The sequence below is a fragment of the Paenibacillus pabuli NBRC 13638 genome, assembly GCF_001514495.1.
Taxonomy (GTDB): Bacteria; Bacillota; Bacilli; order Paenibacillales; family Paenibacillaceae; genus Paenibacillus; species Paenibacillus pabuli.
Window position 1 is genome coordinate 43,409 of sequence record NZ_BCNM01000031.1, and the last position, 20,931, is coordinate 64,339.

Here is a 20,931-nt window from a genome sequence, read left to right on the forward strand (position 1 = left end):
TATACAACATATTAAAAATTCAATTCTGAGATCTTTGTAATTTCATCTGCCTCGGTTGGTGCAACAGCAATCAGTTTATCATATACAGCTTGATCCTGTTGTCCTTCCTTGGTCAGCGCGGCAAGATACCATCTTGCAATTTCACGATTGGTTGCATCAGTTAGATCCTCTGCTATTCCGCCTTTCAGGATGGCGGCAGCTCTGGCCGCGTCGTTTAACATATATTTCATTTTTCCTGAATTGAGGATCATTGTTGGAGTCAGCTCAAAGGCTTCTCCCTGCATTTGTCCTTCAGGCAGAGTCTTCAGATGTGCAATTCCGTCTACAACGTGCTGATAAGCATCCAGACCCGAAGCGAAGTACGATTCCTTCTTAGCTGTATCCCCTTGTCCAAGTGCCTGATATCCAAGATCGAAGGAGCGACTGATCAACTGTTCATACCAACTCATATCCCAGGCATAATTGTCGGCGTACTCCTTTTGGAGAGTAAAGGCTTGGTCAGCCTCACCCTTCAATTCGTACAGAGCCATGAGTTGCTTCACCATGCTCTTATTGAATGGCTCTTCTTCAAGACCATGCTGGAGCAATTGAACGGATGCAGTATAGAACTGATCATCTTTTGTCTGTTCATAGCCCTGTTGATAGAGGGAAGAAAGCATCAGCAATGAATCAAAATGTGTACTGCGAATAGATAAGTCCTTGTCCAGTGGTGCTTTGATCTCTTCAAAAGACTGACTGGTCTGTGCGACTTCTTTGGCCTCATATGCGTAATGATTGGCTTGTAGAAAACGAACAGATACAATTAGCAGAATGATTACAGCTACTCCGGCAATCACACTGTAGATTCCACGTGCTGTGGAGTCACTAAGCTTCAATCCAAGCATCGGCTTAGGATCCATCGCAGCAGCCATTCCCCCGACACCAAGGAATACTAAAATTCCAATAAAGACATAACTCATATTGAAATCGAGGATACTCAGTACCAGAATGGACATGGACAGAATGAAGTACACGAAATGAGATTCGCGCTCTTCCTCACTCCTTCTTACATAGGCACGAACATATTGATAGAAAACAAAGAGAATAAAGGCCATAAACACAACAAATCCAATAACCCCAACCTCGACCAGATATTGCATGAAGAAGTTGTGCACTTGAGCACTGAGATAAGGATTGTTCTGATATTTTTCATATAAAGAAGTCCACGCACCACCACCTGCACCAATAATCGGATAGTCAGCGACGAGCTTCATGGCATCTTTATAAAACGTAATACGCTCCAGCACACTGTGCTGTTGGAAATTGATATTTTCAAGCCGCGTACTAATGCTGTCCGGCAAAATGTTTCGTACACTGGTACCGAGCAGAAGCACGGCAACAATGACGGTGAGAACGACGGAGCCTAGTGGAATCCATAAACTTGACCCTTTCCGATCTGACCAAGATTGCAATCTGCCCTCCAGTCGGGGTGCTACCCAGCGCTGGACAATCCAACATACCAGTGCCACAACTATGGATGCAGCAATCAGATAAATCCAACCCTTGGCTGCGAGTGAGCCAGAGTATTGTTTTTGTAATTCCAGTCCAGCTGTATTTATTGGGTTTAATACAATCAGTGTGCCGGTTCCTGCTACTCCACAATAGATAAACCACAAAATTTGCTTTGCAGGTTTCAACAGGAACAAGAGAATGACAAACACAATTGGCAGCATGACAAGCCCCGTCCGGGAAAGCGTCAGCAGTAGAGACAGAATAATCGGTACAAGCATGAAACCATGTAGTAGCTGCATGTACCCTTTTTTGGAACGGATCATACTGAAAATGGTAATAAACAGAAATGCCATCAGGAAAGCGGCATATGTATTGGGATACTGAAACACCGATGCAAGCCGTGCGCCGTTTGAATCGTTCCAGATGGCTTGGTTATAGACTCCATTCACGACACCGGCCGAGAACCACCCTACAAGCTTGCCTGCGAAACTGAAAGCCCCCAGCCAGTTTAACAACCCAAATCCGACAATAACATATGCAATCCCTATTAGGGAGGATTGTATGATATGATTGATTTTGTTGTTTTGGAGCAGGTACATAGCCATTACAAAGATCATTGCATACATGCATTGGATAAGGATCATGTTGACTGCCAGATATTCAGATGCTGCACTGATGAGTGACAGGACATAAGTGAGTGGCAGCAATATCACCGCGATCTTAAGCCAATCTTGCTGTGTTTCTAACTTAATCTGTTTGAAGTAGACAGCAACCCAAATCACGAACAAGAGGGTTGTAATGGCAACCGCCCAATAAATGGGTCCTTCAAATTGAAGCGTTTGTCCGTTGAATAACGCAACTTGGAAAGAGGACCAGAGTAGAAATAAGATAAGCCCTATGGTAAGTGTCCATAGCAGCGGCGAAGCCGAACTGATTGTGGCTTTACTCGACGTCTTCTTTGATTTACCGTATACTGGATTCGACAAGATTTGAGTCTCCTTTGCTTATAGATACGACATTATTTTAGCATAAGTCGACTACAAATTAGAAATTATAATGTTATAAAGAATAGTTCTACACAAAACATAGTGTTTGAAAACAAGGTGCAACTATGTAATTGTCCAGAAATGTAGAAAATCATCTGTACATTCCGTAAGATAGTTGTACCACCAAAGACAGATGTCTAAGTATACCGATTTTTTTACTATAGTTTACCAAAGTTAAAACTGAAAGTAATGGATATCGACCATAAAACATTCATATTAAGGAGGATCTCTTGCCGACCAGTTAAAGATATGATCCCTAATGGCTAAATCGGACATAAAATTATTAGACTATATTTAGGCCATTGGGCAACGATCTACATTCAAGCTCCCACCCATTCTTCTGCAAAGATGATTAGCCTTCTAGAGCAAACATCTACAAACCTTGCCTGGTTATGATGTAAGGCTTCTTCCAAGTTGCTGACCAATCTTCTAAAAGAAGGGACTAAAAGAGATTTAAGGAAATTCTATCGTGCTGCAATTTTTCTGGAAACTTTACACTTGTAGATGAGGAAACCATTAATACCTATCGTTACTGCTTTACAAATGCTGCTATTGAAGGACGCAACTACGAAGGCGTTGTTTTACACGTAACCACGATCTTTACATCCGCAGGACTTCTGTGGGGTTTCCCACGTAACTCATTTGGTATGATATCGTTTAGGGAATTTATACAGGTGGCGTTTTATATTTTAGTTAGGGGAAGTGTTGGAACCAGATATGAAAATATTTCATGAATTTTACGGTTACAGAGAATTGTTAATTGAACTGGTGAAAAGGGATCTTAAAAAAAAGTATAGAAGATCTTCGTTAGGGGTTATCTGGAGTGTTCTCAATCCCTTGCTTTTTATGGCAATAACAACACTTATTTTTTCTACTATGTTCAGAAATCAAATCGAGAATTTTCCTGTGTATTTCCTTATTGGCCAAGTCGTTTATGCATTTTTTGCGGAAGCAACGGGGCTAGCTCAAACCGGATTGATTGAAAATGGCTCTCTCATAAAAAAGGTTTATACTCCAAAGTATATTTTTCCAGTTTCGAAAGTTTTCTTTTCATTAATTAATATGTTGTTTTCACTAGTTGCAATTCTCCTTATAGTTGTATTTACCGGATTTGATCTGCCATTAACATCAGTATTGTTTTTTATTCCTGTGTTTTTGGTTTTTGTGTTTTCTATAGGCGTTGGATTATTTCTTTCTTCACTGACTGTTTTTTACCGAGACCTACTTCATATCTACGGAATTTTATTAAGTGTGCTATCCTTTTTCTCAGCTACTTTTTATCCGATTGAAATTATTCCTGAGACCTATAGGGTTATTGTAGAGTTTAATCCTATTTATGTTTTTATAGATTATTTCAGGACTTTAGTGCTTGATGGACAATTGCCGGATCTTAGATTGAATTTACTTGCTGTATTTTATTGCCTTATATCAGTAGTGTTAGGTTATAAAGTGTTTAAGAAAAATGAAAATAAAATTGTTCTTTTTATATGAGGTGCAGGAAATGGGAAATATAGCGATTAATCTAAAGGATGTATCAGTCGAGTTTGAACTTCATAAAGAGAACATAAGTGGATTTAAAGAATTCATAATTAAAAAAATTAAAAGAGAGCTGGTTTCTGAGAAGTTTCATGCGTTAAATCATATTTCACTCTCAATTTTTAAAGGTGAGGTGGTTGGAATACTTGGCTTTAACGGAGCCGGTAAAAGCACTTTATTAAAGATAATCGCAGGAGTGTTGATGCCGACAGACGGAAATGTTGAGACTCAAGGTAAAATCGCACCATTGATTGAACTGGGTGCTGGTTTTGACATGGAACTTACCGCAAGAGAAAACATCTATTTGAACGGTGCGATATTAGGTTATTCTCGAAAATTTATTGAAAGAAAGTTTGATGATATAGTAGATTTTGCCGAGATTCATTCTTTTCTAGATGTTCCTCTAAAAAACTATTCCTCTGGTATGGTTGCTCGAATTGGATTTAGCATAGCAACTGTAGTAAAACCTGATATTCTAATTGTTGATGAAATTCTATCTGTTGGGGACTATAAATTCCAGCAGAAATGTGAAGAGAGGATTAAATCAATGATCTCTGACGACACAACTGTAATTATTGTATCTCATTCCATTGAACAAATTAGAGGAATGTGTCAAAGAGCTTTTTTACTAAATGGTGGCAAGCTTATCAGTTCAGGTCATGTTGAGGAAGTATGCAATCAATATATGAATCTTCAAACTCATCCCAATGAAGAACTGAAGGAACTCGTCTGAAGGGAAGTCTTTAATTGAATTTAGATATCATTATCGTCACATATAATTCAGAGATATGGATCGAGAATTGCATACAAAGCCTATCACGCTCCCGCTTTCAAAGAGGCGAAACACACCTCTTTATAATTGATAATGGGTCTACCGATTCAACAATTTCAAAGATTAAACAAGAATTTAATAAACATGAGTCTTTTTTTAAAAGTGTTAAATTAATTCAAAACGATAAGAATAAAGGTTTCGGTGTAGCGAACAATATTGCGGCAGCTCAAGGGGAATCGGATTATATTTTTTTCTTGAATGTCGATACTGAAGTTTTAGAAGATTCAATATTTAATGCTTCTATTGTAATCCAGAAAAGTGATGATGATATTGGAGCGTGGGAGTTTAGACAATTTCCATATGAACACCCTAAATACTATGATCCTGTAAGCTTATCGACAAGTTGGATTTCAGGAGCTGCTTTTATTATTAGAAGGTCTGTTTTCAATGAAGTGAATGGTTTTGATAAAACAATATTTATGTATGCTGAAGATGTAGATTTGAGTTGGAGAATTCGTTCAAAGGGGTACCGTCTTCTTTATATGCCTGGTTGTGTTATCAAACATTATTCATACAAAGTAGCCAATGAGTTAAAGCCTAATCAGTTCATCAACAGTATAATAAATAATTTAAATTTGAAAGTTAGATACGGTTCTTTAAGTCAGTTTATATTATGGCATATTAAATTCTGTTATATGTTACTTCTAAATAGGCCGATAAAGGGGGTTAGATGGAGGCTGATATCGTCTTACATCAATAATATATGGAGGCTCCCTTCTTTTTTTAGTTTGAGTTTAAGGAAGTTTAAACCCACTTTTTATGGATGGGATTACGAAGTAGCAAGAACTGGTGGTTTTTATTATAACTTTATACAGAGGGAATACCAACCGCTTGTTTCTATTTTGATTAGAACTATAGGCAGAATAGAGCTTCTGAATGAAGCTTTAATTAGTATCAGAAACCAAACCTATCCTAATATAGAAGTGATTGTTGTTGAAGATGGTGGCGCGAAATCAGAGAAGTTTATAAAAGAGCACTTTAATGATTTGAATATCACTTTTTTTGGTACTGAAGAAAAGGTTGGTCGATCTAAAGCTGCAAATATTGCTATGGATAAAGCGAATGGGGAATTCTTAAACTTTTTAGATGAGGATGACTTGCTGTTTCCAGATCATGTAGAAGTTTTAGTTAATGAATTATCTAAGCATTCTTATTCTGTTATCTATTCTGTTGCTTTTGAAGTTCCTACGGAGTATTTTCCTGATCGAAGTAAAAAGAATCATGAGTACAAGGTGGTTTTTAAAAATAAATTTAACAGATTGAAATTATTGTACCAAAATTATTTACCTATACAATGTGTGATGTTTAATAAAGAACTTGTGAGAGATAAAATTTATTTTGATGAACATATGGATGCTTTAGAGGATTGGGACTTTTGGGTAAGGCTATCATTGAAAAATGATTTTTTCTTTGTGGACAAGACTACCTCTCTTTACAGAGTTCCTTTTAATCCAGTGCAATTGCAAAAGCGTCAGGAAATTCTAGATTCTGCACTAGATTATGCTAGAGATAAACAGAAAAATTATTACTGCCGAATGAATGGGTATGAAATTTCTGAGAATATTGCGGAATTAATTAACCGAAATCAAACCAATTCCCTTAAAAATAAATATAAACTCCTCTATGCTTTTTATAGATTTTTAATAAGGAATTTAAATAAATTAAAAAATGTCTAAGGAGAACTTAAAGTGAAAAATTGTCTTATTACTGGTGGGGCAGGATTTATTGGATGTGAAGTTTCGAAATTAATTGAGGATACTTTTGATAACATTATTGTGATTGACAATTTACATCCTCAGATCCATAAGCTGAATGAAAGGCCGGCGGATTTATCCCCAAAAGTTAACTTATACGTGGCTGATGTTATGGATCCTATTACTTGGGATGAAGTGCTCTCTAAATGGAAGCCAGATTTGATTTTGCATTTAGCGGCAGAGACTGGAACTGGCCAATCATTAACCGAGAGTAGTCGTCATGCTAATGTTAATGTAGTAGGAACGACACAAATGTTAGACGCACTTATTAGAAATGACGCAATCCCTTCTAAAATAGTATTATCAAGCAGCAGAGCGGTGTATGGTGAAGGGAAATGGTTAGATAAGGATGGAATCTCCTTTTACCCGGGACAGAGAAGCAATGAACAGCTAGCGAATAAAGAGTGGGATTTTAAAGAGTCTGTATTTCTTCCAATGAATACAAATCATACGACCCCTCAGCCAACAAGTATCTATGGTACAACTAAGCTTGCGCAAGAACATTTGATTTCTTGTTGGTGTAAATCATATGGCGTTAACTATACAATACTTCGTTTACAAAATGTATATGGCCCTGGACAATCTTTGATCAATTCCTATACAGGAATAGTTTCTCTTTTTGTAAGATTGGCTAAGCAAAATAAAAGTATTCCTTTATACGAAGACGGTATGATGTTAAGGGATTTTGTTTTCATAACGGATGTTGCCCGGGCAATCTATGAGGTAATGATAAATGAAAATGCGAATGGAAAAGTTTTTGATATTGGGAGTGGGTACGGTTCAACAATTAAAGAGATTGCAGAATTGATCGCAAAACGTTATGAAGCACCAACTCCAGAAGTTTGTGAGAAATATCGAAACGGTGATGTTCGACATGCACAGGCTGATATTAGTGACACCTTGCAGGTTCTGAATTGGTGTCCAGAAGTTTCGCTGGAAGAGGGAATGAACTTGTTATGTGATTGGATTGATGGTCAGCTAGAAGAATAAACTGTACTAGTAAGGAGAATAATGATGCTTCGTAAAAAGAGTCTGCAAATACAAACAGTACTATATAATAATGAACGAGCTCGTATTATCCGATCTATTAAAAGTATCGCAAGGGCAGTAGACTTTGCGATTCACGATCAAATATTCGAGAAAATAACGTTATATTACGGGGACGGCTCTCAGCAACCAGTTTTCACAGATCAAGAGATAGAAAAGCTTAATGAAGATTATGGAGAATATTTTGAGATTAACTATGATTGTTTTGAGTCCAATTTAGGTTCTGCTCGAGGACATAATCGCTTAGCCAGGCATTCGCAATCTGATTACATTATGATTATTAATCCAGATATTCTTTTGGCTCCGGATACACTTAAGCAATTGTCTGAGCCTTATGATAATTTAAAACAAAAAGTCGGCATAGTCGAGGCAAAACAGTTACCAATAGAACATCCAAAATTTTATAATCTCAAGACCGGCGAAACGAGTTGGGCTTCTACAGCATGTGTCCTTATACCAAGGCCAGTTTTCGAAGAAGTGAATGGATTTGACGCAGATACGTTTTTTCTATACTGCGATGATGTTGATTTCTCATGGATGGTGAGGTTAAAAGGATATAGGATCATTTATCAGCCTTCGGCAGTGGCCTTTCATGATAAAACTCTTTCTGATCATGGTACATGGAAAACTAGCGATGCAGAGGATTATTATTCAGCAGAAGCAGGATTGCTTATGGCGTATAAATGGTCGAGACCAGACATCTTGAAAGATATTATAACTTATTTTGAAAACTCGGATATAAGTTATTACAAAGCAGCAGTTAAAGAATTTAAAAGAAGACAACAAGAAGATGAATTGCCTGATCAGGTAGATTCGAATCATAAAATAGGAGAGTTTATCAACAGTAATTACGGAAAAATGAGGTTTTCACTATGAAAAATAAAAGTATTGATGAATATCCTTATAAATTTGAGTACGCGTTTGACAATGTATATGGGCATGTTGTCAGTCTGCTGGGGCAATTTGACTTTCCACAAAAAGGAGTTCACCTTGATATTGGCTGTGGTTGGGGAGCAATAAGCGATGAATTAATTTCAAATCACAATCTACATTATATAGGAGTTGATGCTGACCAAGATGCCGTAAACCATCTACAATCAGAAGGTAAAGAAGCATATACTTATCAACTTTCCAGTTATAATGCTAATCTTGAGTTTTTCAATCGAATTTTGAATGGCAGAAATATCTCATCGATATCTATAATTGATACCTTCGAGCATGTACTATATTTAGAAGAGTTGTTGCAAACGATCTCTACATTATCCAAAAACCACCAAGCACCCGTTGTCATTAGTGTTCCAAATTTTGCTCATGATGATGTCGTTTTCAAACTGCTATGTAATAAATTCGATGAGACCAACACCGGTTTGTTAGATGAGACTCATATTAATATATTTACCGAGGAGAAACTGATCGAGAGCTGTGGGAAATTTGGATTGCATCAAATTAACAAAAAAGATGTCGTCATAGAAAAAAGTGATCAACATTTTCCGAAGGAATTATTAACTCTTGCAGAAAAATCCTCATTACGTCAATTACTTATAAACCTACGAAGTAACATGAAAGCGAATGGCAAAGTAAATCAACTGGTTCGGATGTTCATTGCTACCCATCCGTCTCAAGTTCCTGTTATACAACAAGAGAGGCCATTTTTATCCATTGTAACCAGGACTGTTGGGGATAGACCTGAAGAGTTAAAAGAAGTTTTACTTTGTTTGACTGGGCAGGAATGTACCGATTTTGAGGTGCTTGTCGTGGGACATAACTTAACTCTGGAGAATCAACTATTGGTGGAGGGCGTTATTAACGATACTCCTGAATGGATCCGCTCAAAAATCCGATTATTAAGAGTCAATGGAGGGAATCGCTCTGCACCATTAAATACAGGTTTTGAGCATGCCACTGGTCAATATATTACAATCCTTGACGACGATGATATTGTGTTTAGTAATTGGGTAGAGGAATTTAAAAATCTTTCTGATAAGAACTATGGGAAGATATTGAAATCAGTATCTGTAAGACAAGAGTATGAGCAAACAAAAACTGAATTTAGTAAAAGAAGCTCCAGAGCAGTCTCTGGTTTCCTGAATGATTACCCAGCCGAATTCGATTTCATAACAATGCTGCATCATAATCAGTGTCCTGGACTATGTTTAGCATTTCCAAGGTCAATTTTTCATGATTTTGGACTGAGATTTGATGAAACAATAAATACAATTGAAGATTGGGATTTTATAGTTCGCTCTGCTTTTATCTGTGGAGTTGCAAGTAGTAACGTTGTTACGAATATTTATAGATGGTGGCTCAAGGGAGCAAATTCACAATCACTTCACAATGAACAGGAATGGGAAGATAATTATCGATATGTACAAAACAAGTTTAACTCTCAGTATCTAATTATGCCCCCTGGTAATGCCAAACGGATTGCTGCAATGGTTGGCGCGTTGTCAGAATCCCAAAATAAGAGTTATGGGCTACCTTTTACCCTCGATGATCAACTTGCTCTGAAGAGACAGATAGCTCATCATATCCTAGTTTCAAACTCATGGAATTTAACTAAGCCTTTACGAGTAGTTAAGAGAATTCTTGGTAAAAAAACTTGCGTCCCTGAATTATTTAGTGCATCTGAAGCGGAACTAGATGAGTTTATTACAAACGCACAAAATTCGAAAAGCTGGAAGTTAACCCGGGTGTTTAGATCCCGTTAAATAACCGATTGATGGAAGTTGTATTAGAACTAATTAGGAAGTAAGGAATAATTACTAGGAGAATGTTTATGAGGAAGTTTCAATCCCTTGAAGGATTAAGGGGATTAGCATGTTTGGCTGTGATAGCAGCACATTTTTTATTTATATTTTTACCTTACCTGAGAACTAATCTTTATCCTCCATATCCTGGACTTATAGCCAAGTATCCATTTGAAGAGGTTATCAGTCATGCTCCGTTTACACTGTTGTACAACGGAAACTTTGCTGTAAGTATCTTTTTTGTTTTAACAGGTTTTGTATTGACAGCTAAGTTCTATGAAAGTGGTGATACAAAAACTCTACGAGAAGGTGCAGTGAAGCGGTATCCTCGTTTAGTTTTACCAGCTTTTGTATCTTTGATGTTCGTTTTTGTAATAGTTTATACTGGGCAAATGAGAAATCACCTTGCTGTTGAACTGAATACTGCCGGATGGGTGCTTGATTATTATAAAGAACCTGCAGACTTAATTCATTATATACATGTCGGACTTGTTGGAGCACCTATATTTGGAGATAGCCTTTTAAATTCACCGCTTTGGACTTTACAAGTTGAACTAATAGGATCATTTCTTATCTTTGCTAACTATATTCTTTTTGGAAAGAGTAATAAAATCCTAATTTTACTGAGTTTTATTATTTGTTCATTTGTATTGGGTTCACCGCTGTACTATATGTCATTCGTATTAGGGAGTTTTATCCATTTGTTTACTAAGTGGTTAAGAAAAAGAAGTTTGTATTCATTTATCATACTTATAATTGGTTTAGTAATGGGTTGCATTGACTATTCTAACAATTTTAATTTCTTTACTTCTATACCACTACCAAACTTTTCGCCGTATTCAATTGATCTAAATAGCAATAAACTTCTATTTTGGTATACTTTTGGCGCAGTCTTTACCGTTGCAGGTGTTGTTGGGTTTAAACCAATAGATAAATTGCTTTCACTTCGAGTATTCACATATTTAGGTAAGATATCTTTTTCTGCGTACTTACTTCATTGGCCAATTATTTTCTCGTTTTCTTTCGGAATGGTTCGAAAAACAATGTTATTTACACATGACTATCTAACTTCTGTTTTTCTTTCTTTTATATCTACACTCATCTTAATTTTCCTACTTTCAATGCTGTTTTATCAATTTGTAGATAAACCTTCTATTAAATTCTCAATATGGTTGAAAGACTATCTTATGAAAGATAAAATATCTTCCCCAAAGATAGAGCCTTTGGAAGGTGATAAAATTAAATCTGTAACATCTGGAAATAGTTGATTCCTAATATCTGTGATATGAAGTTGCAAACAGCGTAGTTACTTCAAAATATCATTGTCTGTTTAATGATTGGTCGGAAAGCAAGTCTAGTTAACATAAAAAATTATTAGTCTAGTACCAAGTTAATTTGATAGGGGGCGGTTTTGTGAAGGGAATAATTTTAGCAGGTGGAACAGGCTCACGCCTATATCCACTTACCAAAGTCACCAACAAACATCTTCTTCCCGTAGGGAAGTATCCAATGATCTTTCATTCGGTTTATAAACTCAAACAGTCGGGCATTGAAGACATCCTCATTGTAACAGGTAAAGATCACATGGGTGATGTGGTTAACTTACTTGGTAGCGGGAGTGACATGGGGGTTAGTTTTACATACAAGGTCCAAGACGAAGCTGGGGGAATAGCTCAGGCGTTGGATCTTGCTGAACATTTTGTCGGAACTGATCAGATGGTGGTCATTCTAGGAGACAATGTGTTTGAAGATGATATTTCACCTTTTGTTAATAACTTCAAAACTCAATCTGCTGGTGCAAAAATTCTTATCCAAGAAGTTCATGACCCAACTCGATTTGGTGTTCCCGAAATTGATGGTTCTCATATTCTATCAATTGAAGAGAAACCTAAAGCTCCTAAGAGTAATTATGCGGTAACCGGAATTTACATGTTTGATCATACCGTATTCGAGATTGTAAAAACATTAAAGCCATCCGATAGAGGAGAATTAGAAATCACAGATGTTAACAATGCATATATTGAAAGAGAACAACTGTCTTTTGATATTCTCCAAGGCTGGTGGACTGATGCAGGTACGCACCCTTCATTAGCACGTGCGAATGAATTGGCTAAAGATATTGCTTTCGGAGAAGAATTCGGCAAGTTGAAATTGTAGGAGGGTATGGAGATGAAAGTAACCCCTTTAAAATTGCAAGGTGCAAGCTTGATTGAACCGGTAGTTCATGGTGACCATAGAGGTTTTTTTGTTGAGAGTTTCAACGAAGCTGTTTTATTAGACAAAGGAATTAAACATACATTCGTTCAAGACAATCAGTCTTTGTCTGCCCAGCCTAGCGTACTTCGTGGCCTGCACTACCAACTCAATCCTAAAGCACAAACGAAACTGATTCGAGTTCTATCCGGTGCTATTTATGATGTTATTGTGGACATTCGCCAAGGCTCACCAACGTTCGGTCAGTGGGAGGGTTTCATCCTTAGTGAGCACAATCACCGTCAGTTGCTTGTGCCTAAAGGATTTGCCCACGGTTTCTGCACGTTGGTTCCAAACACCCAAGTCTTGTATAAAGTAGACGAATACTATTCCCCGCAGAACGATCGAGGCATATTATGGAGTGACCCGGCACTTGGAATTGATTGGCCTACATCTAATCCGATTTTGTCAGAGAAGGACCAAAAGCATCCTTTGCTTCAAGATGCGGATATTAACTTCAATTTCGAAGTGAAGTAATTAGGAGGTTTCAACCATATGAAACTGCTTGTTACCGGCGGTGCCGGATTTATTGGAAGTAACTTTGTTATGTATATGCTTGAGCAGTACCCAGACTATGAGATTATCAACGTAGATGCCCTCACGTATGCGGGCAATCTGGAGAACTTGAAATCACTTGAAGGAAATAAGCAGCATACCTTTGTCAAAGCAGATATCACTGATGCCAAGGAGATGGATCGCCTGATCGGTCAGGGCGTGGATGTGGTGGTTAATTTTGCTGCCGAATCTCATGTGGATCGCAGTATTCTGGAACCGGATGTGTTTGTGAGAACGAACGTCAATGGTACTCAGGTATTACTTGATGCTTCAAAAAAACACAATATCACCAAGTTTGTTCAAGTTTCAACGGATGAGGTGTACGGTTCTCTCGGACCTACAGGATTGTTTACGGAAGAGACTCCGCTTCAGCCTAATAGTCCCTACTCTGCCTCCAAGGCTGGAGGAGATTTATTGGTACGTGCTTATCACGAGACCTTTGGTCTTCCTGTAAATATTACGCGCTGTTCCAACAATTACGGACCATTCCAGTTTCCCGAGAAACTCATCCCACTCATGATCTCGCGTGCGTTGAATGATGAAGCTCTACCTGTGTACGGAGACGGGCTGAACATTCGGGATTGGCTGTATGTAGAGGATCACTGCAGTGCTATCGACCTGGTCATTCACCAGGGTCGTAATGGTGAGGTTTACAACATTGGTGGCAATAACGAGCGAACCAACGTGCATATCGTTAAAACCATTCTGGAGCAACTGGCCAAGCCGGATTCTTTGATTACGTATGTGCAGGATCGCCCTGGACATGATCGCAGATATGGTATCGACCCAACCAAAACGATGACCGAACTCGGATGGAAGCCCAAGCATAACTTTGAGACAGGAATCAAGGAAACCATCCAGTGGTATCTCGATAATAAGGAATGGTGGACTCGTATCCAATCGGGAGCCTATCAGGATTACTATGAGAAGCAATACGGTTCTCGTTTGGGAGACGCTAAGGCATGAAGGTGCTTGTGACTGGAGCCAATGGCCAGCTGGGACGCGATGTGGTGCTTCTTTTGGAAAAAGAGGGGCATTCCGTTCTGGCTTGTGCTCGCGATGAATTGGACATTACGGATCAGCTTGAATGCAACAATGTTATATCGTCATATCATCCAGAGGTGGTCATCCATTGTGCGGCTTATACCGCGGTGGATGCCGCCGAGACGGATGTAGACGGAGCATATCAAGTCAATGCCACAGGAACCCGAAATATTGCAGTAGCTGCTGAGCAGACTGGAGCCAAGCTGATCTATATCAGTACGGATTATGTATTCGACGGTACCTCCGAAGTACCTTACCAGGAATATGATAACACCAATCCGCAAAGTATCTATGGCAAATCCAAGCGCGCCGGAGAGGTGCTGGTACAATCGTTATCTTCACGATGGTTTGTTGTCCGCACTTCGTGGGTGTATGGCGTTTACGGAAATAATTTTGTGAAAACCATGTTGAAACTTGGTCAGGAGAAACCCAAGCTTCAAGTTGTACACGACCAGAAGGGGTCACCTACGTATACGGTTGATTTGGCCTACTTCTTGCTTGAATTAATGAGTACTGAAAAATACGGTGTCTACCACGCTTCCAACAGCGGGGAATGTACATGGTATGAATTCACTCAAGCGATCTTTGAAGAGGCTCAGTTATTCCCCGGTTTCCATATTCAAGCTGAAGTTGATCCTTGTGCTACAGATCAGTTTCCCCGTCCCGCCCCGCGACCAAGAAACTCGGTGATGGAGCATTCGTCGATCCGTACCAATGGGTTAAATGACATTAGGCCTTGGCGGGAAGGATTACGTGATTTTTTGAAAGAAATACACATAGAGCAGAATTGAGTCATTTAAATCTCCCGCCCAGTAACTTATGAGCGGGAGATTTCGTTTATAATAGAGAAAATCTCTATTAGAGAATGACTTAACGCTATTTAACAATGAGGTGCGATGTGAAACAACCCAAGGTATTAATTATGATGTCCACCTACAATGGTGAGCGCTATATCAATGAACAGATGGACAGCTTGATGGCCCAAGTAAATGTGGAGACTCAAATCTATATAAGAGACGATGGCTCTACAGACGATACAATAGAGAAGTTGAGACCATACGTAGAAGCATATCCAGACCGGATTTATTTTCGTTCAGAGCAGAATCTGGGCGTTATTCGCAGTTTCTTTGAATTAATGCGGTCTTCACCACCTACGTTTGACTATTATGCTTTTTGTGATCAGGATGATGTGTGGGAACAAGATAAGCTCATTCGAGCGGTTACATTGCTTCAGAACAGAAGTACAGCAATTCCATTACTCTATTGTTCTTCAACTCAGATGGTAGATCAGCACTTAACCGCTATTGGCGTGTGGCCTAAGGTTCCTCAGAAGCGACTTGAGCTACACAATGCATTAGTGGAAAATTCGTGTGTCGGGTGCACGATGGTTATGAATAGCATTACGTTTAACCAAGTCAGAGCCAGTCTACCGTCCGAAGTAAATCAGGTGATTATGCACGATTGGTGGATTTATCTGTATGTTTCTACATTCGGTGAAGTGCTCTTTGATGGACAACCAGGTATAAAGTATCGGCAGCATCAAGGTAATGTACTTGGTGGGGGGCGTGATGGATGGATTCAGAAATGGCGCAAGCGTGTAAATCGATTTGTGAACGGGAACAACCATTATATTTTAAGTAAACAGGCTAGACTATTTCTTGCTATGTATGAAGAATTCCTAACCCATACACAAATGGAAGAAATAAGAGACTTGCTTCATTGCTTAGAAAAAGGTGTTTTTGATAGAGCTTGGTATGCGTTTAAGACACCTTTTTATAGACAGTCTTTTCTGGATAATATGGTTCTGAAATTTGTTATTATTGCAGGCAAACTCTAAAAAATGTATGCATGGAGATCTGCTTCCTCCATCCAAAATATGTTATACTCACGTTAAGTGGGTGATAGCCATGCTAGGTTTATCATCATAATCTATTTTATTAATTCAAGATCGATTTATTATATAAAGCACTACAAGTCAGGAGTTTTACAAATGACCCGAGTATCAGAAGCCGTCCAGACGGTCGGTTTACAATCAACAGAAGCATCTCAAATGGTCGACGCCAGCATCATCATCGTTAACTATAATACTCGTCAGCTGACACTGGATTGCCTGGAATCTGTCTATGCCTCCATTACGTCATACAGCTACGAAATCATCGTCGTGGACAACGCTTCACGAGACGACTCTGTGCAAGCGATCCGAAAGGCATATCCTCAAGTCCAACTTATTGCTAACCGTGATAATACAGGGTTCGCTAAAGCGAACAATCAAGGCATGAAGGTAACCAAGGGGCGCTACATTTTACTGCTGAACTCCGATACCATCGTACAGCAGGATACCCTTCATACCATGATTGGATTCATGGACCGTCATCCTGAGATGGGGGCATCTGGGTGTAAAGTCATTCTCCCGGATGGCTCACTGGATAAAGCATGCAAGCGTGGATTTCCTACGCCATCGGCATCCTTTTATTACGCATTCGGTATTTCTCGCCTCTTCCCGGATCAGCCGAAGTTCAATCAGTACCAATTGGGACATCTCAGCCCGGACGATGAATATCCGGTAGAATGTCTTGTTGGTGCGTTCATGCTGGTACGTCGTGAGACGATTGAGCAGGTTGGTGGGTTGGATGAGACGTTTTTTATGTACGGAGAAGATATCGACTGGTGTTATCGCATCAAAGAGGCGGGTTGGGGCATTTTTTATTATCCGCGTACATATATTGTGCACTACAAGGGAGGCAGTGCCCGTCGCAAACCTTTGAAAATTACGTATGAGTTTCATAGAGCGATGTGGGTGTTCCACCGAAAGCATTATGCGAAGAAATACAATCTGTTTACGAATGCAGCCGTGTGGATGGGCATCTCGCTCAAATTCACGTTGTCCCTGCTGCGCAGCAAGCTGTCTCTTCCTGCCCGCCCAGGGCAGACTGTAACCCGCATGAGAGCGGAGAATGAAGCATCTTCCGAGGTGAACCCATGATTCGGCGTAATCAGCGATTTTTAACCCAACTGTATATTGCGGCTGACTTTGGCGTGATCCAGCTTTCGTTCCTGCTGGCCTGGTGGCTGAAATTTGAAAGTGATCTGTTAACACACCAGAGCCCCTTGCCTATAGAGAAATACATGTTATGGAGTCTGGTATACGGAGTTCTTGCGATCGTCGTTGGCATGATGTCCTCTCTATATACGCCCAAGCGCAAAAAGCGTTTTGCAGACGAACTTTGGAGAATTGTTCAATCTCATGGCGTGGCTTTCTTCATGCTGCTGAGCATGATGTTCTTTTTCAAAGAAGTAAACATCTCTCGTGCGTATCTCGCCATGTACATGATTGGCAACGTATCATTCACACTGATCTATCGCTATGTTGTGAAATTACAACTGAAACGATTGCGTAAAAAAGGATTTAACCGCCAGTTCGTGCTGATCCTTGGTGCAGGTTCGTTAGGCAAGCGTTTCTACGACAACCTCAAAAGTTATCCAGAACTGGGATATGAAGTCACGGGATTTCTAGATGATTACCGCCATTGGGACCAAGTGGAACAAAAGAGATACAGCCCTATTCTGGGACGCATTGACCAACTGGAAGAGTTTTTGTCCAACCAGTTCATAGACGAAGTCATTTTGGCACTGCCCCTGGATGCTCACGATAAGTACTCGCACATAATTAATGTCTGTGAGAAGGCGGGAGTGCGGACGCTAATCATCCCAGACTTCTTTGATTATTTACCGGCCCGTCCTCATTTTGACAACTTCGCTGGTATGCCAATGATTAATGTGCGTGATATCCCGCTGGATATTGCCGTGAACAGACTGATGAAGCGGGCGTTCGACATTGTTTTTTCGTTAGCGGCAATAATACTGACTTCCCCAGTAATGGCTATCGTTGCACTGGGGGTACGACTGACCTCTGCTGGTCCGATCATCTTTAAGCAAGAGCGTGTTGGACTCAATCGTCGCAACTTCATGATGTATAAATTCCGCTCCATGAAAGTCATTCCTGAAGGTACATTGGACACGGGTTGGTCAACGAAAAATGATCCGCGACGAACCACATTTGGCACATTTATAAGACGCACGAGTCTAGATGAACTGCCTCAATTTTTTAATGTGTTGTTTGGTCATATGAGTGTGGTTGGACCAAGGCCGGAACGCCCTTACTACGTGAATCAATTCCGGGATGAAATCCCGAAATATATGATTAAACATCATGTCCGCCCAGGAATTACCGGATTGGCGCAGAGCAAAGGACTACGAGGAGATACCTCGATCGAGGATCGGATTGAACAGGACATCTTTTATATTGAGAACTGGTCTTTATTATTCGATATCAAAATCATATGGGAAACCATTCGAAATGGTCTCAAGAATGCTTATTAGGCTTGAAACATTAGATTGTCCACCATTGTGAGTAACAAATCATCCCACCATTTAACAGCCGCCTTCGGGCGGCTTTTTGTTTTACACCTCTCCAATCAGGGTAGTTAGCTATCAAAAAGGAAAAACCGCACATGCTTCGTCATATCATGATAATCATATTCTTTTTCTCTTCCCTACCACCCTATTAAGGATGTGAGCGCTATATGAAACGAATTGCCGCCGTCATTACACTACTCATCGTAACCGTGGGCACACTCTTTTTAGCCTATGATAGCCAGAGTGAGGAGCAGCACGACGGATTTACAGCCTATCGACTGATTGCCCATGCGATGGGAAGTATCCGTGAACAGCCTTACACCAACGCCTATGAAGCAATGATTGCCAATTATGAGAAGGGCACACGTGTGTTTGAGATTGACTTTATGCTGACTTCTGATCGCAAAGCGGTAGCCAGGCATGAATGGACCGCCAACATGAGCAAAATGCTGGGACAAGACGAAGAGTTACCCGAGGATAAACAAGCCGAAGTGCTGACACATGATGAGTTTATGAATACGCCCATTCTGGGCATGTACCAACCGATGGATGCAGACGGAATCATGGATGTATTGGCCAAACACCCGGATATGTATATCGTGACGGATACCAAAGAACAGAAAGACGAGGATATTCAACAGGTGCTGAACTCACTCGTGGACGCATCCAAGAAACATGACCCGACAGTTCTTAATCGCGTTGTAGTTCAGATCTATAACGAGCCCATGCTCGAAACCGTGAAAGAAATCTACGCGTTTCCTTCTATTATCTATACTCTTTATGCGACGCAGGATACAGAAGCCCAGGTTGTTGATTTTGTACAAAAAAATGACATTGATGCCGTAACCATGCCGGAATATAAAGTGAATCAGAATTTCGTTGCCAAGCTGAAGCAGGCAGGAGCCGTCACCTACGTGCATACCATTAATGACACCGAGCAGGTAGCGAACTATGAGAAATGGGGTGTGTATGGCGTGTATTCGGATGTACTCACCGAGCAGGAACTGGACGAGATGAATACACGTTTTGCCTGGAAACCCTAGGGTATTAAATGTGAGCACACGGGAGCAAAACTGTTGCAAAAGTTTCTTATGCTCTATCCATGTTATTAGATGTTCGGAGTAGATTCAGCTTGACTTTAATTCTCCAGCATTTTACTCTCCCTTTCAAAAATCACAGGCTCCTCTTGCAATTCCAGGGAAAAGTCTGTGATTTGTTGTTCCCCTTTTTATACGAACATTGACACTCACTCCCTGCTGACTTAGACTGAGTTTACAAGCTTTTTAGGATGCAGAAGAACCTCTGGAGGAATGTTCGTTGATAGACATGATTAAGCAGTGGAGACATGTATTTAAACTAGACCCGGATCGGGAAATAACGGATGAAGCACTCGACCTGATCTGCATGTCGGGGACCGATGCCATTATTGTAGGCGGGTCCTCCGGAATTACCTATGACAACACGGTGGACCTGATGTCCCGAGTACGTCGCTACGAGCTGCCTTGCGTACTTGAAGTATCTGATTTGGAGGCGGTAGTCCCTGGTTTTGACGGATATCTGATCCCGATGGTGCTGAATGCAACGGACAGCAAATGGATGATTGGACAGCACCAGCAAGCCATCGAACGATACGGATATCTGATCCCGTGGGATCTGCTCATTGCAGAAGGCTATATTGTCCTCAATGCCGACTCCACTGTTGCCCGAATGACCGGAGCGGATACGGAATTGACGACGGATGCTGCGGTTGCTTACGCCCAGGCTGCGGAACGTTTGCTTAACCTGCCTATCGTATATATGGAGTACAGCGGAACGTTTGGAGATATGGAGCTGGTTGGAGAGACGCACAGACAACTCAATAAGGCGCATCTCATCTATGGCGGCGGAATTGATAGTCCGGAGAAAGCTGGACAAGCTGCTCAGGTCGCAGACACCGTTGTAGTTGGCAACATTGTTTACGGTGATTTGCACAAGGCGCTGGAGACTGTCCAAGCGGTGAAACCATCCGTTTAATCGGTTTAGTTTACCATTCCCCCATTTTCCCCTCTTGATCTGTTAAAATAGAACTTTGACCTTACGAATTAAAAGAACTTATATGAGCGTAATGTCGTTTACACGAGAACGAAGAGGAAAGAAGTGAGCTGGAGAAACGAAGTGCTCGTTAAAAGCTTTCTGTAAGAAAGCTAAATCCTAAGCATACTTTTATTACC

17 protein-coding genes are annotated in these 20,931 nt (G+C 40.1%); 16 read left to right on the forward strand and 1 reads right to left on the reverse strand.

Annotated elements, in window-relative coordinates:
• Positions 1-11 precede the first annotated feature (11 nt).
• Positions 12-2,477: an O-antigen ligase family protein gene (locus PPA03S_RS29285; protein ID WP_062329286.1), complete on the reverse strand. Its 2,466-nt coding sequence runs from the start codon at positions 2,475-2,477 to the stop codon at positions 12-14.
• 765 nt (positions 2,478-3,242) lie between these two features.
• On the opposite strand from PPA03S_RS29285, the gene PPA03S_RS29290 reads away from it, so the two are divergent.
• The 16 genes from PPA03S_RS29290 (at position 3,243) to pcrB (ending at position 20,734) form a co-directional block, all read left to right on the forward strand.
• Positions 3,243-4,028, forward strand: a complete 786-nt coding sequence (locus PPA03S_RS29290) for an ABC transporter permease (RefSeq protein ID WP_157284424.1) — start codon at positions 3,243-3,245, stop codon at positions 4,026-4,028.
• Positions 4,029-4,038: 10 nt separating this feature from the next.
• Positions 4,039-4,806, forward strand: coding sequence for an ABC transporter ATP-binding protein (locus PPA03S_RS29295; protein ID WP_062329292.1), 768 nt, complete (start codon positions 4,039-4,041; stop codon positions 4,804-4,806).
• Between the two features lie 14 nt (positions 4,807-4,820).
• Positions 4,821-6,581, forward strand: a complete 1,761-nt coding sequence (locus PPA03S_RS29300) for a glycosyltransferase family 2 protein (RefSeq protein ID WP_062329294.1) — start codon at positions 4,821-4,823, stop codon at positions 6,579-6,581.
• Between the two features lie 12 nt (positions 6,582-6,593).
• Entirely contained in the window at positions 6,594-7,649 is a 1,056-nt protein-coding gene (locus PPA03S_RS29305) for an NAD-dependent epimerase/dehydratase family protein (protein WP_062329296.1), read from the forward strand.
• 21 nt (positions 7,650-7,670) lie between these two features.
• Positions 7,671-8,582: a glycosyltransferase gene (locus PPA03S_RS29310; protein WP_082704362.1), complete on the forward strand. Its 912-nt coding sequence runs from the start codon at positions 7,671-7,673 to the stop codon at positions 8,580-8,582.
• Positions 8,579-10,414 (forward strand): methyltransferase domain-containing protein, encoded by a 1,836-nt coding sequence (locus PPA03S_RS29315; protein WP_062329300.1) that lies wholly within the window; start codon positions 8,579-8,581, stop codon positions 10,412-10,414. The genes PPA03S_RS29310 and PPA03S_RS29315 overlap by 4 nt, the downstream gene beginning before the upstream one ends.
• 68 nt (positions 10,415-10,482) lie before the next feature.
• Entirely contained in the window at positions 10,483-11,721 is a 1,239-nt protein-coding gene (locus PPA03S_RS29320) for an acyltransferase family protein (RefSeq protein ID WP_062329302.1), read from the forward strand.
• A gap of 145 nt (positions 11,722-11,866) precedes the next feature.
• Positions 11,867-12,610: a sugar phosphate nucleotidyltransferase gene (locus PPA03S_RS29325; protein WP_062329304.1), complete on the forward strand. Its 744-nt coding sequence runs from the start codon at positions 11,867-11,869 to the stop codon at positions 12,608-12,610.
• Positions 12,611-12,622: 12 nt separating this feature from the next.
• Complete coding sequence (rfbC, locus tag PPA03S_RS29330; RefSeq protein WP_062329306.1) at positions 12,623-13,183, forward strand: dTDP-4-dehydrorhamnose 3,5-epimerase; 561 nt, start codon at positions 12,623-12,625, stop codon at positions 13,181-13,183.
• An 18-nt stretch (positions 13,184-13,201) separates the two neighbouring features.
• Positions 13,202-14,227 carry a dTDP-glucose 4,6-dehydratase gene (gene rfbB / locus PPA03S_RS29335; protein WP_062329308.1) on the forward strand — a complete coding sequence of 342 codons (1,026 nt, stop codon included), beginning with the start codon at positions 13,202-13,204 and terminating at the stop codon, positions 14,225-14,227.
• Positions 14,224-15,096 (forward strand): dTDP-4-dehydrorhamnose reductase, encoded by an 873-nt coding sequence (rfbD, locus tag PPA03S_RS29340; protein ID WP_062329309.1) that lies wholly within the window; start codon positions 14,224-14,226, stop codon positions 15,094-15,096. Before rfbB ends, rfbD begins: the two co-directional genes overlap by 4 nt.
• Positions 15,097-15,203: 107 nt before the next feature.
• Positions 15,204-16,142: a glycosyltransferase family 2 protein gene (locus PPA03S_RS29345; RefSeq protein WP_281189096.1), complete on the forward strand. Its 939-nt coding sequence runs from the start codon at positions 15,204-15,206 to the stop codon at positions 16,140-16,142.
• Positions 16,143-16,355: 213 nt separating this feature from the next.
• A complete protein-coding gene (locus PPA03S_RS29350; protein WP_062329332.1) occupies positions 16,356-17,288 on the forward strand; it encodes a glycosyltransferase family 2 protein in 933 nt (310 codons plus the stop codon).
• Positions 17,285-18,685, forward strand: a complete 1,401-nt coding sequence (locus PPA03S_RS29355; RefSeq protein ID WP_062329311.1) for an undecaprenyl-phosphate glucose phosphotransferase — start codon at positions 17,285-17,287, stop codon at positions 18,683-18,685. Before PPA03S_RS29350 ends, PPA03S_RS29355 begins: the two co-directional genes overlap by 4 nt.
• 203 nt (positions 18,686-18,888) lie before the next feature.
• Positions 18,889-19,764 carry a phosphatidylinositol-specific phospholipase C/glycerophosphodiester phosphodiesterase family protein gene (locus PPA03S_RS29360; protein WP_062329313.1) on the forward strand — a complete coding sequence of 292 codons (876 nt, stop codon included), beginning with the start codon at positions 18,889-18,891 and terminating at the stop codon, positions 19,762-19,764.
• Positions 19,765-20,047: 283 nt separating this feature from the next.
• Positions 20,048-20,734 carry a heptaprenylglyceryl phosphate synthase gene (gene pcrB / locus PPA03S_RS29365; protein WP_411835389.1) on the forward strand — a complete coding sequence of 229 codons (687 nt, stop codon included), beginning with the start codon at positions 20,048-20,050 and terminating at the stop codon, positions 20,732-20,734.
• Positions 20,735-20,931: the final 197 nt, after the last annotated feature.

Excerpts from the sequence above, each read along its gene's own strand:
- PPA03S_RS29295 (WP_062329292.1), top strand. The coding sequence starts at position 4,039 with ATGGGAAATATAGCGATTAATCTAAAGGATGTATCAGTCGAGTTTGAA.
- PPA03S_RS29310 (WP_082704362.1), top strand. The coding sequence starts at position 7,671 with ATGATGCTTCGTAAAAAGAGTCTGCAAATACAAACAGTACTATATAAT.
- PPA03S_RS29315 (WP_062329300.1), top strand. The coding sequence starts at position 8,579 with ATGAAAAATAAAAGTATTGATGAATATCCTTATAAATTTGAGTACGCG.
- PPA03S_RS29320 (WP_062329302.1), top strand. The coding sequence starts at position 10,483 with ATGAGGAAGTTTCAATCCCTTGAAGGATTAAGGGGATTAGCATGTTTG.
- rfbC (WP_062329306.1), top strand. The coding sequence starts at position 12,623 with ATGAAAGTAACCCCTTTAAAATTGCAAGGTGCAAGCTTGATTGAACCG.
- rfbB (WP_062329308.1), top strand. The coding sequence starts at position 13,202 with ATGAAACTGCTTGTTACCGGCGGTGCCGGATTTATTGGAAGTAACTTT.
- rfbD (WP_062329309.1), top strand. The coding sequence starts at position 14,224 with ATGAAGGTGCTTGTGACTGGAGCCAATGGCCAGCTGGGACGCGATGTG.
- PPA03S_RS29350 (WP_062329332.1), top strand. The coding sequence starts at position 16,356 with ATGGTCGACGCCAGCATCATCATCGTTAACTATAATACTCGTCAGCTG.
- PPA03S_RS29355 (WP_062329311.1), top strand. The coding sequence starts at position 17,285 with ATGATTCGGCGTAATCAGCGATTTTTAACCCAACTGTATATTGCGGCT.
- PPA03S_RS29360 (WP_062329313.1), top strand. The coding sequence starts at position 18,889 with ATGAAACGAATTGCCGCCGTCATTACACTACTCATCGTAACCGTGGGC.
- pcrB (WP_411835389.1), top strand. The coding sequence starts at position 20,048 with ATGATTAAGCAGTGGAGACATGTATTTAAACTAGACCCGGATCGGGAA.